The sequence below is a fragment of the Neolewinella xylanilytica genome (genome assembly GCF_002934605.1).
GTDB lineage: Bacteria > Bacteroidota > Bacteroidia > Chitinophagales > Saprospiraceae > Neolewinella > Neolewinella xylanilytica.
This window is the reverse complement of record NZ_PTJC01000005.1, coordinates 38800-56555: the sequence shown is the minus strand read 5'-3', so window position 1 is coordinate 56555 and position 17756 is coordinate 38800. Positions and strand designations below refer to the sequence as shown.

General features: G+C 59.3%; 13 protein-coding genes. 10 read left to right on the top strand and 3 right to left on the bottom strand.

The annotated features are described in order from the left end of the window. The first annotated feature begins 146 nt into the window (after positions 1-146). The 6 genes from CLV84_RS00225 (at position 147) to CLV84_RS00205 (ending at position 10392) form a co-directional block, all read left to right on the top strand. Positions 147-1709, top strand: coding sequence for a hypothetical protein (locus tag CLV84_RS00225; protein WP_104417731.1), 1563 nt, complete (start codon positions 147-149; stop codon positions 1707-1709). Positions 1710-2286: 577 nt separating this feature from the next. After that, the gene (locus tag CLV84_RS00220) at positions 2287-4719 is read left to right on the top strand and encodes a zinc-dependent metalloprotease (RefSeq protein WP_104417730.1); all 2433 of its coding nucleotides are present in this window, start codon (positions 2287-2289) and stop codon (positions 4717-4719) included. A gap of 541 nt (positions 4720-5260) precedes the next feature. Beyond that, positions 5261-7891 (top strand): DNA gyrase/topoisomerase IV subunit A, encoded by a 2631-nt coding sequence (locus CLV84_RS00215; protein WP_104417729.1) that lies wholly within the window; start codon positions 5261-5263, stop codon positions 7889-7891. Between the two features lie 42 nt (positions 7892-7933). Next, positions 7934-8101, top strand: coding sequence for a hypothetical protein (locus CLV84_RS21620; RefSeq protein WP_170067503.1), 168 nt, complete (start codon positions 7934-7936; stop codon positions 8099-8101). 556 nt (positions 8102-8657) lie between these two features. Next, positions 8658-9461, top strand: coding sequence for a helix-turn-helix domain-containing protein (locus CLV84_RS00210; RefSeq protein WP_211295107.1), 804 nt, complete (start codon positions 8658-8660; stop codon positions 9459-9461). 82 nt (positions 9462-9543) lie between these two features. Then, complete coding sequence (locus tag CLV84_RS00205; RefSeq protein ID WP_104417727.1) at positions 9544-10392, top strand: oxidoreductase; 849 nt, start codon at positions 9544-9546, stop codon at positions 10390-10392. An 87-nt stretch (positions 10393-10479) separates the two neighbouring features. On the opposite strand, the gene CLV84_RS00200 is transcribed toward CLV84_RS00205, so the two are convergent. Then, positions 10480-11079: a thymidine kinase gene (locus CLV84_RS00200; protein ID WP_104417726.1), complete on the bottom strand. Its 600-nt coding sequence runs from the start codon at positions 11077-11079 to the stop codon at positions 10480-10482. 48 nt (positions 11080-11127) lie between these two features. Here CLV84_RS00200 and CLV84_RS22135 point away from each other — a divergent pair, with 48 nt between their 5' ends. From CLV84_RS22135 to CLV84_RS00185, 3 genes are all read left to right on the top strand, one after another. Next, positions 11128-11889 carry a hypothetical protein gene (locus CLV84_RS22135; protein WP_104417725.1) on the top strand — a complete coding sequence of 254 codons (762 nt, stop codon included), beginning with the start codon at positions 11128-11130 and terminating at the stop codon, positions 11887-11889. Next, entirely contained in the window at positions 11882-13336 is a 1455-nt protein-coding gene (locus tag CLV84_RS00190; protein ID WP_104417724.1) for a DUF1499 domain-containing protein, read from the top strand. The genes CLV84_RS22135 and CLV84_RS00190 overlap by 8 nt, the downstream gene beginning before the upstream one ends. Before the next feature lie 115 nt (positions 13337-13451). Then, positions 13452-14831, top strand: coding sequence for a glycoside hydrolase family 27 protein (locus CLV84_RS00185; RefSeq protein WP_104417723.1), 1380 nt, complete (start codon positions 13452-13454; stop codon positions 14829-14831). Positions 14832-14836: 5 nt separating this feature from the next. On the opposite strand, the gene CLV84_RS00180 is transcribed toward CLV84_RS00185, so the two are convergent. After that, positions 14837-15901, bottom strand: coding sequence for an AAA family ATPase (locus tag CLV84_RS00180; RefSeq protein ID WP_104417722.1), 1065 nt, complete (start codon positions 15899-15901; stop codon positions 14837-14839). 41 nt (positions 15902-15942) lie between these two features. Further along, entirely contained in the window at positions 15943-16776 is an 834-nt protein-coding gene (locus CLV84_RS00175; RefSeq protein WP_104417721.1) for a hypothetical protein, read from the bottom strand. A 147-nt stretch (positions 16777-16923) separates the two neighbouring features. Between CLV84_RS00175 and CLV84_RS00170 the strand changes: the two genes are divergently transcribed. Beyond that, positions 16924-17349: a CBS domain-containing protein gene (locus CLV84_RS00170; RefSeq protein ID WP_104417720.1), complete on the top strand. Its 426-nt coding sequence runs from the start codon at positions 16924-16926 to the stop codon at positions 17347-17349. The last annotated feature ends 407 nt before the right edge of the window (positions 17350-17756 follow it).

Here is a 17756-nt window from a genome sequence, read left to right as displayed (position 1 = left end):
CGGCGATTACCGACCGGCCTGCATCCGGCAACGGCTATTCGCTCCATTTCCGGTTACCCCACGACCAACCATAATACAATTGCTTTTCGATCCGCCACAGGGTGTGGTGCAAAAGGCAATCCTCTTCAATCGAAGCTCAAAGCGCTATGTCTAAACCAAGCAACCTATTTCTTCTGGCGATCATCACCCTGACCCTGACGGGAATACTGTCGTGTGAGGACGACGACGTGATGCAGAGTACGGAGACGACGTTGATCAGCTTCGGTCCTTCGGGAGTGATGCACGGAGACTCGGTTCTAATCATCGGTGAAAATTTGATGCGCGTCAACGCGGTAGAATTCGCTCCGGCGGAAAGGGTCCCGGAAAGCGAGTTCCTGATGCGGGAAGACAACCGTTTTATGGTGATCGTACCGCCGACCGCGGAAACCGGAACGATTAAACTGCATACCGATGACGAGGTGATCGAATCCAAGACACAACTGAATTTTTCGGTAACCTACTCCATCACGGACGTCACCGACGAAGCCCGGCCGGGTTCAGATATCACCATTACCGGTAATTTTCTGAACTGGATAGAATCCATCACTTTCAGTAATAATCTGACGGTGGAGGATTTTGTCAGTCAGACGCAGACCGAAATCGTGGTAACGGTTCCCCAGGAAGCCAGTACGGGTCGGCTGGTGTTTCAGGGGGGCGGCTTCGAGCCAATGACCGTAGAGACCGAGGAAAGCCTGGTCGTGACGCTTCCGGCCGTCACCTCCGTCACGCCCCAAGCAGTACGCCATACGGAGGAGATTACCATTACGGGTACTGATCTGGATCTTGTCAAAGAGATCATCTTTCCCGGTGACACGGTGGTTGCGCGGCAGGACTTTGTATCCGGGTCCGACGAAACTTCTCTGGTAGTGCATGTTCCCGCTACGGCGGTAGACGGGCAGATCACCCTGGTGGCCTATTCCGACGTCGAGGTTGCTGTAGAGGAGCCGATCACGATCATACTTCCCGCGGAAACTTCGCTTGCTCCCACACCGGTTCCCGTGGGCGAAGAACTCACCATTACCGGCACTGACCTGGACCTGGTGGGAAGCCTGGTATTTCCCGGCGTGGCGGAACCCGTTACGGAATTCGTAAGCCAGTCGGCTACGGAGATAGGGGTCATAGTGCCCGAAGGTGCTATCTCCGGCTTCATGAAATTTATCACGATTCATGGCTATGTGGTGAATTTGGCTACTACCCTGGAATTGCCGGGGGAAGGTCCTCTTCCATTGGTCCTGACCATCTTCAACGATAATTTCCAAAACGGTTGGGAGAACTGGGGATGGGTACAGGTAGATGCTGCCAGCGACGAGCAGGTCTTCGACGGCTCCTCCTCCCTGAAGGTTTTGTTTAACTCGGCCGGTGGCGCCTGGGAAGGCATTCAGATCGGTAACGGTACGCCATTGGATGTCTCAGGCTACACCAATCTGGTATTCTACGTGTACGGCGGCCCGGGATCAAACGACGGCCAGGTGATGGTTAAGATCAATGACAGTGCAAACGACCCGGGAGCTACCATCAGCGTGGTGGAGGGGGAATGGACTCCGTACTCCCTGGCCATCAGCGAGCTGAACGCTACGTCGGGTACCGATAACACCTGGAATATGATAATCCTGCAGGAGTTTGACCAATTGGCCGGTGATGTGTACATCGACTACGTTGGCTTTCAGTAGCCGGTACGAACGGTTGGTGCATACCCCTGAAGCGGGTGACTTCACTATCACGGGACCGGCAGCGGCCGGGTTATCCGTACCACCACCAATGGAACGGGAGTCACCCGTGCCGAAGAAAGTACGGTCGGTTCGGCTGGCGACGACGTCATCTCGGCCATTACCCATCCGCTCGTTCACCGGCGAATTTGGAATGGCACGCCACAAGGGGATAACCTGGCTGAATAGGGCGGTCCCTACCGTCCGGTTTCGAAAGAACTAGTGTTCAATTCAGTGATCACGCTTATGGGCCGTCGGTGTTCCGGCGGCCTTTTTCATTGGGCGAAAAGCTCCGGTTGAGGCGGGCGGCGGTAATTGGCAGGTGAACGCTTATTATCTTGGTGAATCTTAGCGCTTGTTTGGGTTTTCCGAACCTGGTCGAAAATGAGGCAATTCGCGACCTGTTTAGGCACCCGACGCGGGGGATAGCAGCGCTATCTACCGCGTCGGGTAACGACAACAGGGTGCAAATAGGCCATTTGCAGACCGGTGAGGAGAATCCAAGCAAGCGCCTAACTGCCCCCCACAAAAGCCACCCCGCATGCGATTACTCCTCCTTTTCAGCGTTTGCCTGCTCCCCCTCGTCCTTCCGGCCCAGTCCGACGAAAAGAAAGCCACCCCCTCCATCGCCGACAAAACGGAGAAAATGGAGCAGCAGGAAGGCTTCTTCACTTACTACTGGAGCGACGAGGAAGGCAAAGTGTACCTCGAGATCGACCGTTGGGACGAGGATTTCCTCTACGTCAACAGCCTGGCCGCCGGGCTCGGCAGCAACGATATCGGCCTGGACCGCAACCAATTGGGTGACACCCGCGTCGTTTTCTTCCGGCGCGTCGGGCCGAAAGTGATGCTGCAGCAACGCAACCTCGACTACCGTGCAGTATCGGATAACCCCGCCGAAGCCGAGAGCGTCGAAGAGGCCTTCGCCCAGTCGGTCCTCGAAGGCTTCAAGGTAGTGGCGAAAACCGACGACCGCGCCCTGATCGACATCACCGATTTGCTGCTCAGCGATGCCCACGGCGTGGCCGCCCGCCTCAAGCGGGGTAAGGAAGGTACCTACAAAGTAGACGCTAACCGCAGCGCGGTGTACCCCGAAAACACCAAGAACTTCCCCAAGAATACCGAGTTCGAAGCCACCATCACCTTCACGGGAGAGCCCACCGGCCGCAACGTGCGCAGCGTGACGCCCAACAGTGAAAGTTTCACGCTGCGGATGCACCACAGCTTCGTAGAGCTGCCCGACGACGACTACGAGCCACGTGCCTACGACCCCCGCTCCGGCTACTACGCCCGCGGCTATGCGGACTATGCCACCCCCATCGATCAGCCCCTGACGAAGCGGTTCATCACCCGCCACCGCCTGCAAAAGAAAGATCCCTCCGCGGCGATGAGCGAGCCGGTGGAACCGATCACCTACTACCTGGATCGCGGCGCACCGGAACCCGTACGCACCGCCCTGCTCGAGGGCGCCCGCTGGTGGAACCAGGCCTACGAAGCCGCCGGCTACACTAATGCTTTCCGGGTAGCGGTACTGCCGGAAGACGCCGACCCGCTCGACGTGCGCTACAACGTCATCAACTGGGTGCACCGCAGCACCCGAGGCTGGAGCTACGGCAGCTCGGTCACCGACCCGCGCACCGGCGAGATCATTAAGGGGCACGTACTGCTCGGTAGCCTGCGCGTACGTCAGGATTTTCTGATCGCCCAGGGAATGATCGAAGCCTACGGGGAGGACGGTACGACGCCCGATCCCCGGCTGGAAGAATTAGCCATCGCCCGGCTGCGGCAATTGAGCGCCCACGAGGTCGGCCACACCCTGGGGCTCGCCCACAACTTCGCGGCATCGACGAACGATCGCGCTTCCGTAATGGATTACCCCGCCCCCTACGTCACCCTGACCGACGGCGGTGAAATGGACTTCAGCGAGGCTTACGCCACGGGCATTGGCGAGTGGGATAAGCGGACGATCATGTACGGCTACACCGACTTTGCGGACGGAACGGATGAAGCACAGGCCTTACAGGAAATCCTTACGGAAAACGAGGAAATGGGACTGCGTTACATCAGCGACTCCGACGCCCGCCCCCAGGGCAGCAGCCAGCCCCAGGGCCACCTGTGGGACAACGGGAGCGACCCCGTGGCGGAAATGGATCGGCTATTGAACCTGCGCTCCGTCGCCCTCGAAAACTTTAGCGAGAAAAATATTCCCGTCGGAATGCCGCTCTCCGAACTGGAAAGCGTGCTGGTGCCCGTCTACCTGATGCACCGCTACCAGGTGGAGGCCGTGGCCAAAATGATCGGCGGCTACGAATACGATTACGGCGTGCGCATCGCGGGAGAGAAACCGGCGTATCCACCCACCGATCCGGACCGTCAGCGCGCCGCCCGGGAAGCCTTACTACGAACGGTGGCCCCCGAAACCCTCGTCATCCCGAAGCGCCTCGCCTCCCTGATCCCACCCCCGGCCATGGGCTACGACCGCAACCGCGAGCTTTTCAATACCCAAAACGGTGGCGGACTGGATCCGATGGCCATGGCGCAGTCGGCGGCCGACAACTCCCTCGCCTTCCTGCTGCACCCCGAGCGGCTGGCCCGGGTGGTGGAGCAGCGGGCCATGTACGGTTCCGTGCTGCCCAGTCTGAAAGAATACCTGGATGAAGTGCAAGGTGCCATTTCTCGGGCTATCCGGGACAACTTCCGCTCGGATTACCGTTCGGAGATTGCCGAGATGGTCGAACGGCGCCTGGTCCACCACCTGATCGGATTGGCGGCGAACAAAGAGATCAGCGAAGCGGTAAGCGCCGAGGCGCTGTCGCAGGCCGTCAGGTACCGACAGCCGAACGAAAGCCTGACCGGGATGACCGCTCACGAGCTGTACCTCAGTCAGCTGGTCAGCAGCTTCCTCGCCAACCCCGACAACTACGAGCCCACCGAAGTGCCCGACCTGCCGGACGGATCGCCGATCGGGCAGTAGGTTCGTCGGCCGACCGCAGCGTAGCGGAGGTCGTCCGACGAACCGGGTCGGGGGGTGAAGTACCATGTTTGAAGGACAAAAGTCAAAGTACGAAGGTGCCGACCGCAGCGTGGTGGAGGTCGTCCGCCGAACCGGGTCGGGGGGTGAAGTACCATGTTTGAAGGACAAAAGACAAAGTACGAAGGTGCCACCCGCAGCGTAGCGGAGGTCGTCCGCCGAACCGAGTCGGTTGATATTTACTGTTCCTTCCGGACCCTCGCAGGTCCTGCGGACCCTCCGGGGTCCTATGCTTGTCGCTCGGGTAAACCCAGCACCTCGGAAGGTGCCGTGACGCGGGAGCGGGACCTGCGAGCGTGGGGGTAACCATCGACCCGTCGGCCGACGAGCCAAGCTCGGCGGACGACTAGCTATATTTCAAACATTTTGTTAGTAAACCGAAATTACGTATCTTCGTGCGCGGTTAGTTAGCGACATTGGGCGACGGGGCGCAGGAACCCGCCAAAGTCGATAACCGGCCGGGTTTTTGAGTGAAGAACAGCAGATGCAAAATCAACACGGAATAGAGACGGACGGGGACGCTCCCGGACTGAAGGGGATGTACGAGGACTACTTCCTCGACTACGCCAGCTACGTCATCCTGGAGCGGGCGGTACCCGCCATCGAGGACGGGCTCAAGCCCGTGCAGCGCCGCATCCTCCACGCCCTGAAGGAAATGGACGACGGCCGCTACCACAAAGTGGCGAACGTGATCGGACAGACCATGCAGTACCACCCCCACGGCGACGCCGCCATCGGCGATGCTTTGGTGAACCTGGGGCAAAAGGAACTGATGATCGACCCCCAGGGCAACTGGGGGAATACCCTGACCGGCGATTCGGCCGCCGCCAGCCGCTACATCGAAGCCCGGCTGACCAAGTTCGCGCTGGAGGTCGTCTTCAATCCCCAGACCACCGAGTGGCAGCTCAGCTACGACGGCCGCAAGCGGGAGCCCGTCAACCTGCCCATGAAGTTCCCCATGCTGCTGGCCCAGGGGGCGGAGGGGATCGCGGTAGGCCTGAGTACCAAGATTCTACCCCACAACTTCATCGAGCTGTGCAAGGCCAGCATCAAGATCCTGGAGGGGAAGAAGGTGAAGATCTACCCCGACTTCCCCACCGGCGGAACCATCGACGTCACCGACTACCAACAGGGAAAGCGCGGCGGCCGGGTCAAAATCCGGGCGACCATCGAAAAGATCGACAATAAGTTCATCGCCATCAAGGAGATCCCCTACGGCATGACGACCCAGACCCTGATCGACAGCATCATCAAGGCCAACGACAAGGGGAAGATCAAGATCAAAAAGGTCACCGACAATACCGCCGCCGAAGTCGAGCTGCTCATCGAACTGGCGCCGGGCATCAGTCCGGACGTCACCATCGACGCCCTCTACGCCTTCACCAACTGTGAGCTGTCCGTCTCCCCCAATGCCTGCGTGATCATCGAGGGCGACAAGCCCCATTTCGTCAGCGTCGAGGATATTCTCCAGTTTAATACCGAGCAGACCAAGGACCTCCTGCGGCAGGAACTGAAAATCCGGGAGGGAGAACTGACCGAAAAGATCCACTTCGCCAGCCTGGAGAAGATCTTCATCGAAAAGCGCATCTACCGTGACATCGAGGAAGCCGAAAGCTTCGAGGAAGTGATCGATCTCATTTTCGCCGGATTGAAAAAGTACGTCCGCGAACCCGGTGACGCGGCTAAAAAGAACGATAACCGGCTACTGCTTATCCGGCAGATCAGCGAGGAAGACATTACCCGACTGACGGAAATCCGGATCAAACGGATCTCGAAGTACAACAGCTTCAAGGCCGACGAAATGATGGCCAAGCTGGAGGAGGAACTGAAGCAGGTCCGCCACGACCTCGAGCACCTGACCGAATACGCCATCAGCTGGTACCAGGGGCTGCTCGATAAATACGGGAAGGGTAGGGAGCGCAAAACCCAGCTGTCCACCTTCGAGAAAGTGGAGGTCGCCGCGGTGGCGGCCAACAACACCAAGCTTTACGTGGATCGCAAAGAAGGCTTCGTAGGTCAGGGACTCAAGAAGGAAGAGTTCGTCTGCGACTGCTCGGACGTGGACGATATCATCGTATTTCGCCGCGATGGCGTGATGACCGTCACCCGCATCGATGATAAAACCTTCGTGGGCAAGGACATTATCCACGTTAACGTGTGGAAAAAGGGGGACGAGCGGACCACCTACAACCTGGTCTACCTCGACGGGAAAACCGGCCGAGCCATGGCCAAGCGGTTCAACGTCACGGCCATCACCCGCGACCGGGAGTACAACCTGACGAAGGATACCAAAGGGTCGAAGCTCCTGTACTTCAGTGCCAACCCCAACGGCGAAGCCGAGATTATCACCGCCCAGCTCAGCCAGTCGTCCAAGGCCAGGCAGAAAAACTTCGATTTCGACTTCTCCGACCTGGCGATCAAGAGCCGGAGCGCGTCGGGCAACATCATGACCCGCTACCCCGTCCGGAAGGTCACCCTCAAGGAGGTGGGCAAAAGCACCCTGGGCGCGATGAAGGTGTGGATGGACGAAGTAAGCGGTCGCCTCAACCTCGACGAGCGGGGGCAATTCCTCGGCGGCTTCGACACCGGCGATCTGCTGCTGACCCTCTACAAGGACGGCAGTTACGAACGGGAGGAACTCGACCTCACCCGGCGCTACGATCCGAAGAACCTGTACTACATCGGCAAATACCAGGACGACATGGTCGTCAGTGCCGTGTACTTCGAAGGGGAGCGGGGCGTAACCCTTGTCAAACGCTTCAACATCGAAACCAGCTCGCCCGGTCAGGCTTTCAGTTTTATCACCGACCACCGGCAGAGCAAACTTTACTTGGCCACCGTTCACCCCGAGCCGGAAATCGCCTACGTCTGGCGGGACAAGCGGGACAAGAAGGAGGCCACCGAGAAGCTCGCCGAATTCATCGACGTAAAGGGTTGGAAATCGCTCGGTAACCGACTGCACGACGGCAAGCTGATCTCCATCAAGGAGATGAATGAACCCTATCTTCCGAAGGACGGATCCGCCACCGGGAATAAAGGGTCGGCCAAGGCCGGCCAGAACGGTAAGTCCGAAGACGGCATCAAACCGGGCGACACCATCGAGTTTGAATTCTAAGCCTTCGGCACCCAACGCGCCCGGAGCCACTACCTTTATCCCATGGGAAGACAGTCTACACGTCATCGGTACCGCACCCGCCGGGAAAAAAACCAATCAGTAGGCCGTGCCGCGCGGATCCTCGGCATCGGCTTGCTGATCTTTCTGGTTATGATGGTAATCAAGAACTGGCGGGAGTGGTGGGCCTACTACAAGACGTATTTTTACTAGTTGGTAAATTCAGGAATTAGTGAATAGGCGTGGATGCTCGCTGGCGCTCGATTGGTATACCGTCGTTGCTGGGAACTGAAGGAGCAACGACACCAAGCTTCGCTAAGTAGACCGAGAACGCGCGTACCGCATTCGGTAATTTTTGTAATTCGAAGTAACGCGCACAACCAGGAAGTAGCGGCGCGGCCAATCCCCGCAAAATCTGCGCCGTAAATCGGTGGCCACCCATCGTGCGCAATAGCATTTTCCGGCGAGTGAAGGCGAGTCACGCACGGCGGATTCTCCAAATAGCAGAGTAGGGCCGTCGCTCCACGACTAAGCGGGTCATCAAAGGGTTGCCGCGGAGAAGATCGCAAAAGCAGGTGGAAAATGGAACCGAGCCGCGGGCGAGCTACCACGGATTGAACCATTCGATTCGTCCTTTTGACCGAGGGTAGGCAGCAACCCGGAGTAGGGCCTATTGCGTTTACGCACTATGGCAACGCAATCCCTTCAATCCTTTCGCGATACGCATCTGGGGCCTACGGTAGCTTTGGGGGAAGCGAATGTTTTTCGAATGGAAAACGTCATGAATCCGAATTGCGGGGAGGTGCGCTACAGCCGGCGGGACTTCTTCAAGATTACCCTGATCCGGGGGCACAACTGCTATCACTACGCGGATAAAAGCCTGGAGATTGATGGTCCGACGCTGATCTTCTTCAATCCGCGGGTACCCTATACCTGGGAGGGCCTATCGGAGGATGTGAATGGCTACTTCATTATTTTCCAGGAGGCGTTTGTAAGCGGGCGGTTTGTACCGGCACTTTCCGAGCTGAGCATGTTTCAGCCGGGTGGAAGCCCCGCTTACCGGTTGAACGACGCGCAGGAAAAGGAAGTCACCGATTTGTTCGAGAAGATGCTCCGGGAGGTAGATTCCGATTACCCGCATAAGTACGACCTGCTGCGGAATTACGCCGCGGAAATGATCCACTACGCACTGAAATTGCAGCCGTCGGAGAAACTGTACGAGAACGTGGACGCAAGTGGCCGACTCACCGGGGTATTTTTGGAGCTGTTGGAAAGGCAATTTCCGATCGATTCCCAGCAGCAGCGATTTACACTTCGGTCGGCGGGGGATTACGCCGAACGGCTGGCCGTCCACGTCAATCATCTAAACCGGTCGGTAAAGGAAACTACGGGGAAAACTACGACCACCCTTATCGCGAATCGGGTCGCGGCCGAAGCACGTGCCCTGCTGAAGCATACCGACTGGAATATATCCGAGGTCGGTGACAGCCTCGGTTTCCGCGAGCCCGCCCACTTCGCTAACTTTTTCAAGCGACATACGGGACAAAGTCCAACCGCCTACCGTAGTGTTTGAATTTTGCAAGTAATGGCCCGATCCTTGCAAACCGGTACTAGGAGTGTACCCGCACCTTTGTAGCAATCAAATAAGTATTGTTATGCAAGATGCTAAGGTATTTTTCATCACGGGGGCTTCCAAAGGCTTTGGCCTGGAGTTAACCCGTCAGTTATTGGCCGCGGGACATTCCGTAGCCGCCACCTCACGCAGTAAGGCTGGCCTGATCGCTGCGGCCGGTACGCCTACTCCGGCTTTTCTTCCGCTGGAAATGGACCTGACCGATGAGTCTAGCATTGGTCAGGCGGTAGCCGAAGCCATCGGTGCCTTCGGAAGTCTGGACGTGATTATCAATAATGCCGGATATGGCCAACTGGGTGGGTTGGAGGAATTGTCCGATACCGAAACGCGTAAGAATTACGCAGTGAACGTGTTCGGAACGCAGAACGTCATTCGGGCGGTGCTACCGCAGCTACGGGCGCAAGGATCGGGGCACATCATCAATATCTCCTCGATTGCCGGCATCACCGGTGGCTTCCCCGGCTGGGGCGTTTACTGCGGCACCAAGTTCGCCGTCGAAGGCCTTTCCGAATCCCTGGCCGCGGAGGTGGCCGAGTTCGGAATCAAGGTTACCGTAGTCGCACCGGGTTATTTCCGCACGGAATTTCTGGATAACGGCAGTCTTGGCCTGCCGGAGCATCCCATTTCCGCTTACGTGGCGATCCGCGAAAGTGAATCGGCCCACACCAGCCACCTACAGGGCAACCAGCCTGGGGATCCGGTCAAGGGTGCCGCCGCCATCATCCGCATCGCCGGTACGGAGCATCCTCCCCTGCACCTGCTGCTCGGCCCCGACGCCTACGCTATGGCCGAAAAGAAGCTGGCCGACTTGAAAAAGGAGATGGAAGCCTGGAAGGAGCTAAGCCTGTCTACCGACCTGGAAACCGCGTAAGGGACCGTTCCTGATCCTGAAGTGAATTTATCCGGCACCGCCGCTCCCCACCGGGGCGGCGGTGCCTTAGTTGGAGCGTACCCCGTCTCAGCCCTTTCCCTTAACGCGTAGGTCCAAAATATTCCCCATCCGAAAACACTTCCGGCACCGCGCCTCGTATAGGTTCTTCTCGCCTAGCACCACCGTATCCTGATCCGGGGTAAGGCGATAGGAGTGCGTAGCCAGGTTGCCGCAGTGCGAGCAGATGGCGTGCACCTTGGTGATGTATTCGGCAACGGCCAGCAGGTCGGACATGGGGCCGAACGGCTTACCGCGGAAATCCATATCCAGGCCGGCGATGATGATCCGCTTGCCACGGTGGGCGAGATCCTGGGTGTGCTTGACGATATCGGCATCGAAGAACTGGGCCTCGTCCAACCCGATTACGCTGACGTCGTCGGGAATGTTAATCAACTGCTCGGAGCGGGCGATCGGGGTGGCGAGAAAGGAGTTGCTATCGTGGCTGACCACGCTTTCCTCGTGGTAGCGCGTATCGACGGCGGGTTTAAAAACGGCAACCCGCTGCCCGGCTATGCCCGCCCGTTTCAGGCGCCGGATGAGTTCCTCGGTCTTTCCCGAAAACATGGAACCACAGATAACTTCCAGCCATCCGCTGCGTTGACCGCTGAAGTGAGGTTCTAGAAACATGCCGCCACCGTAATTTAGGCGGCCCAAGGTATTAAAATTTGAGCAGCCATGACTCAGGCCAAAGCGGATAAACTACTCAATCGAATAACGGCCCTGCACCGCAGCTTACAGCTGGACGACCAGGATGACGCGCCCTCCACCCTCGAAAGAGATCTGATGCTGGGCTACCTACGTGACCTGTACACCATTTACCTGGAGGTTGGGGACGACGCGCCGCGGGAGAAACCGAAAACCACGCCGAAGGAGATTCCACCCGCTCCCCCGAAAGAAACCCCTAAGCCCCCGGACCCACCCAAGCCGACTGCCCCGCCCCCGCCCCAACCGCAGCCGGAGGTGCCCGCCCCCGAACGCCCCAACCCAACTTCCCCCCCGGAGTTCCCGGACGCGCCGGTACCCCCGCCCCAGCCCCCCGCCATGGCGACCCACACCGCGAAGATCGAGCCCCGCTACGACGAGCGGCCGGCACCCGATCCGCCGCAGCCCGCACCGGCGCCCAACGCCAGTCCGGATGTGGAAGCCCTCTTCGCGGAAACGGATAGTGGCAGCGACCTCGGCAACCGCCTCGGTCGTCAGCGGGTCGCTGACCTGAATCGCGCGCTCAGTATTAATAACCGGGTGCTATTCGCCAATAAGCTGTTCAACGGCAACGACGAATTGAACGACGTACTCAAGTCCCTCAACCTGAAGGGCAGCATGTCCAACGCCAAACCCCTCCTCATCGATCTGGCCCAGCAGCACCGTTGGGCCGCCGAGGAGCGCGAAGAAACGGCCCGGGAATTCATCGAACTCGTGCGCCGGCGGTATGCTTAAAAAGATCCTCTCCGTCGTTGCGGTCATCAGCCTCGTGTTCCTGATCTACCTCGTCGGAAAGGCGTTCAAATCCCAGCAGGCCGACCTGGCCGATATCGGTCAGGTGACGGTGGCCGATTCCGTCCTCACTATCGCCTTCGGGAGCTGTAACCGCCAGGACGAGAGCCAGGCTTTCTGGAAAACCATCGCCACCCACGAGCCGGCCGCCTGGCTCTGGCTGGGCGATAATATCTACGCCGATACCGACGATACCGACGAAATGGCCGAGGATTACGCGGAACTGGAATCCGCGCCCGAATACCGCGCCTTCGTCGATCAGGTGCCCGCCATCTACGGAACCTGGGACGACCACGACTACGGCAGCAACGACGCCGGCCGCGACTGGCCCATCAAGGAGGAAGCCAAACGCCTGATGCTGGATTTTTTACAGGTGCCGCCCAACGCCGAGGTGCGACAACGGGAGGGGGTCTACCAGTCCTATCTCGTCGAGGACGTGCGGGTCATCCTGCTCGATACCCGATACTTCCGGGATACGCTGTCCCCCGCCGTCCGCGCCGGCGACCGCTACGGACCCAACGAGGAGGGGGGCATGCTCGGCGCGGCCCAGTGGACCTGGTTACGGAATGAATTGCAGCAAAGTAACGCCCGGGCACACGTCATCGCCAGTAGTATCCAGGTGCTGCCCACCGATCACGGCTACGAGAAATGGGCGCTTTTCCCCCGGGAGCGGGAGCGACTGATGCAGTTGCTCGCCGAACTGAAGCCGGCACTGCCGATCTTGATTAGCGGCGACCGTCACCTCGCGGAAATCATGGTCGACACCATTCAGGGCTTCCCGGTGTATGAGGTAACCTCCAGCGGCCTCACCCACAGCTACGAAGCGGCGCGGGAAGCAAACGATAAGCGCATCAGCGATCTGGTGACCGAGAAGAACTTCGGCCTGCTGCACTTTTTGCCCACCGCTTCGGGCCTGCGACTACTGGCCGAAGTGCGGTCGGTCGAGGACAACGACCTGCTAGCCAGCCTCGCCCTCCCCGAGGGGGCGGTGAACAAAGCGGAGCTTACCCGCCTTGTCCATCCAAACGACCGGATGCAACGAGAACTGAAGCCCTGCCCCGATTCTCCTAACTGCGTAAGTACCCAGAGTATGCAGGCGAGTAAGCAGCGCGCACCCATCCCCTTTACCGGCAGCGCGACGGAGGCCAAGGCGAAACTGAAACGGGTAATCGGCGATATGTCCCGTACCGAACTGGTGTCTGAAGAGGAGAATTACCTCCACTACACGTTCAAAACCTGGCCGATCCCCTACGTCGACGATGTCGAGTTCCTGATCGACGCGGATGAAAAAGTGATCCACTACCGCAGCGCCAGCCGCGTTGGGCACAGCGATCTCGGCGTCAATAGCCGGCGCATGAAGAAGGTGGTGGCCGCCTACGAAGCAGATTAACCCCGGGTGAAGGGATCAGCCGGATAATGGTGATCCCGACACTTACGCCTATCTTGTACGGCCACGGCGACCCCCGAAACCCTCCGGTAGGGCGCCGCCAGATCAAGCGCCATCGATGACCAGAATTTACGTCCTCCTACTCCTTTTTTCGACCTTCACCGGCTGTAAAAGCACCGAATCCGAAGCCGCCGATTCCGTTGGGGCAACGGCCGCGGATGCGGATTTCACCACCTGGGCCGCCACTCCGCCCATGGGGTGGAACAGCTGGGACTCGTACGGCCCAACGGTACGGGAAGATGAAGTAAAGGCCAACGCGGATTACATGGCCGAGCACCTCCTGGACTACGGCTGGGAATACGTGGTCGTCGACATCCGCTGGTTCGTGGAGAATACGAAACGCCACGGCTATAATCAGGACAATCCGATCTACGTGCTGGATTCCTTCGGCCGCTACCTGCCCGCCGTTAATCGCTTCCCCTCCGCCGCCGCCGGTAAGGGATTCAAACCCCTGGCCGATTACATCCACGCGAAAGGCCTGAAGTTCGGCATCCACATCATGCGCGGGGTGCCCACCGAGGCGGTGGAACGGCAATTACCCATCAAAGGAACCGACGGCATCACCGCGGCCGATATTTACACCACCGCGGAGCAGTGTGAGTGGCTCCGCGACAATTACACCATCGTTGCCGACCGCCCCGGAGCCCAGGAATACTACAATTCCATCTTCGAGCTCTACGCCGACTGGGGGGTCGACTTCATCAAGATCGACGACCTCTCCGCGCCGATCTACCATAAGGAGGAGATCGAACTGATCCGCAAGGCCATCGACAACTCCGGCCGCTCCATCGTGCTGAGCACCTCCCCCGGCCCCACCCCCGTCGATTACGCCGAACACGTCGACGGCCACGCCAATATGTGGCGGATGGTCAACGACGTCTGGGACAGCTGGTACCACATCGATCACCTCTTCGACGTCAGCGAGGCCTGGTACCCCTACATCGGCGGCGGTACCTGGCCCGACTGCGATATGATCCCCCTCGGTCGTCTGTCCATACGCGGGGAAAGGGGCGACGACCGCATGACCGAACTCACCCCCGATGAGCAGTATACCCTCATGACCCTGTTCACCATCTTCCGCTCCCCGCTCATGTTCGGCGGCGACCTCCCCAGCAACGATGCCTTCACGAACGCCCTGCTGACCAACGAGGCCGTACTGGAAATGCACCGCGAGAGCGCGGACGTTCGGTTGCTTTTTGGCGACGAAGCGCAGGTGGCAATCACTTCCCGGCATCCGGAGGAAGACTGGACCTATTTAGCCCTTTTCAATCGCGGCGATTCGCTTAGTCGGGAAGTCAGCGTGCCCCTCGAAGACTTGGACATCCAGGGAGAGGTAACCGTCACCGATCTCTGGAGCGGTGATGACCTGGGAACCGTCAGCGGGACATTCAGCCGCGAACTCGCCCCCCACGCCAGCGGGCTCTACCGGATCCGCTAAGCCGGCTACCGGGGTACTTCGATCGCCTTAAGAATCTCGTCGATTACGTCTTTCGCACCGCCGCCCTCCATCTCCCGTTCGGGGGTGAGGATAATCCGGTGGTTTAGGGCGGGGTAGGCAACCCGCTGGATGTCGTCCGGGGTAACGAAATCACGACCGTCCAGCCCGGCCATCGCCTTGGCCAGCCGGAGAATGGCCAGGGAGGCGCGCGGACTAGCGCCGAGGTACAAGTCCGGGTGCGTACGCGTACGGTATACCAGGGCGGCGATGTAGTCCAGTAACTCGTCCCGAATGTGAATCCGCTCCACGATCTCCCGGCAATCGGCGATCTGCTGCCGGCTGATCACCGCGTCGATCTCCTGTAGCTGCCGGTGGCGGAAATCATTGCGGAACCGGTAAAGAATATCCCGTTCGCCTTCCTGGTCGGGATACTCGACTACGACGCGGAGTAAAAACCGGTCCAGCTGCGCCTCCGGCAGGCGATAGGTGCCTTCCTGCTCGATGGGGTTCTGGGTAGCGATCACGAAGAAGGGGTCGGGTAGCGAATGGGTGATGCCGTCGACGGTCACCTGCTGCTCGGCCATCACTTCGAAGAGGGCGGCCTGAGTTTTGGCCGGTGCCCGATTGATCTCGTCGATCAGGATGAGGTTACCGAAAATGGGGCCACGATTAAAGGAAAAGGTGCCGTCGTGCGTATTCAGCACGGTGCTGCCCGTCACGTCACTGGGCATCAGGTCGGGGGTAAACTGAATGCGGCTGTACGTAGCATCGATAGTGCGGGCAACGAGGCGGGCGGTAAGCGTCTTGGCAATACCCGGAACGCCTTCTACCAACACGTGGCCGCCGGCAACCAGCGAAACGATCAACAGATCGATGAGCTCGTGCTGTCCGACGATCACCTTTCCGACGGAGGCACGAATCTGGTCGGCGGCTGCCCGGAGCCGGTCGAGGTTCACCCGCTCGTGGCTTTCGGACGACTGGCCGGAATGATCCACGACGAGCTCACCGGGCACGGGCTCGATGATCGGATCTGCTTCGGGGGCGGGGTCTTGGGGGCGGTCGTCTTCCATGGCGGTAAAGGTAACGGACGGCGTGGTGACCGGTTGTATGCTTAGGCGACCGAAAGCTGTGGCAGCCGCAACGGAAACGCCCGCAGCAATCCGGCAAAGCGATCGGGATATTGCCGGGAAAAGGCCGGGGCGTGGGAATGAAAAACGGTAAGGGTGAGGGCGTCTAGGTCTAGGTCGTCCAATCCGACGAAGCCTTGCAACGCCTCCCGGGAAAAAGCCGTCAGCCGGTGAATCTCCTCGAAGGTGAGGGCGTGGGCCGCCGCTCGCTGCCGGGCCTCCGGATCGGTGAAAAAGAGGGCGCGGGTGTACTCGTAAAATCCGAGTTGGAGGTACTTGTCGGGCTCGACTACCGAGCGGATAAAGTAATTCAGCGTCCAGATGATCACGCCGTCTTGCGCGTACATTTCCGAAGCGTGCAGCACGTCGTGCTCCGGGGTGGGAAACTGGTGGGGATAAAAAATTACGTTCTCAAACCCCGGGATCAGAAAGGCTTCCCGGTAGTACGTAACGGTAGCCGCGGAGGCGGCGGCCATGAGGCGCACATCGGACGGAATGCTTTCGATGGCCATCCCGGTGTATTCCGTGGCTTCCCGGATCAGGAAAGCGCGGCGACGGAAATCCCGTTTGCCTTCCAGGTCCAGCGCCCGGTACAGGGGGAAACGCTCCAGAAGCGGTGCCAACTCCGTGGACAGATCCGGTGGATGGCGCTTCCAGTACCACCACCGCAGCTGGGGCGCCAGCGTATAGGCACCCGCCGCGGCCAGGGCAGGGAGGAGCAATAGCTCCGACTGCACGTTGCCGGTCTGCCAGGTCAGGATAACACCCAGCAAAATAAGGCAGAGGGCGGTCAGGTAAATGGAGCGGACGGGATCCATGTCGGGTACTGGGGATTAGGAGGTTGGCGGTTCCGTTCCCTTACGGAAAAAAGTGCCGGATTGTTGTTCGGGGTATAGCACGATATTCCGTCCAAAGTAGCGTATATTTAGAGGGATAAGCCCAAAAAGCCGCAAATACCATTCGCTATGATGAATGAAGAAGTGCGGACGATCATGACCACCGACGTAGCCACCGCCTACGCATCCCAGACCGTCGGCGAAATCGCCCAGATCATGCTGCGGGAAGAGCTACAGCAACTTCCCGTCGTAGACCGGGATGACAAACTGCTGGGGCTCATCACCTCCTACGATATGTGGCGCGACTGCCGCGAGAACCTGGACAGCGAGTCCCGGCTCGTCAGCGAGGTCATGAACACCCGGATCATCAAACTGGCGCCGAAGGATAAGGTCGGGACCGCCGCGGAGCTATTCATGGATCGCCGTTTCAAGACCATCCCCGTCGTCAACCTGGAGGGTAAACTGAAGGGGGTGGTGACGGCTTTCGACATCATCCGCTATACCCTCAAGCGGGAGTACAAGGAGCCCATTCTGTACCGGGAGGTCCTGGGGTAGTCCGGCTACCCGGGTCCCCGGGTCCCCAGCTCCGGGAATGGTTGTGCAGGCCACTAGCGCGGTGTCAAGTCAGCATCTAAGGTTGTCTCCGATCTCGTGTGGCGCGATGGTCCGTTCCCAATCACTTCTGGAGCGTCGCGACCCTAGAGCAGGGGCGGTGGGTTTCCCCTTTCGTGCCTCGCCGCTCCACAACTCCCCCACCAAGCAACATGGCTGGCCCTTCAGGTTGACAAGCCCATGCAAGACCGCAGCGCTGTCCAACCCACATTGCCCGGAGTGCAACTCCGGGTATGTGGAGGTAAAGCACCATCGACTGCAGCGCAGTCGAACCCCAACTCCCGAACGAAGTATGCTTTTGATGGGTGATTTCGTTGGCCTTGATGCAAAGAGCGTCCGTAGCAACATTT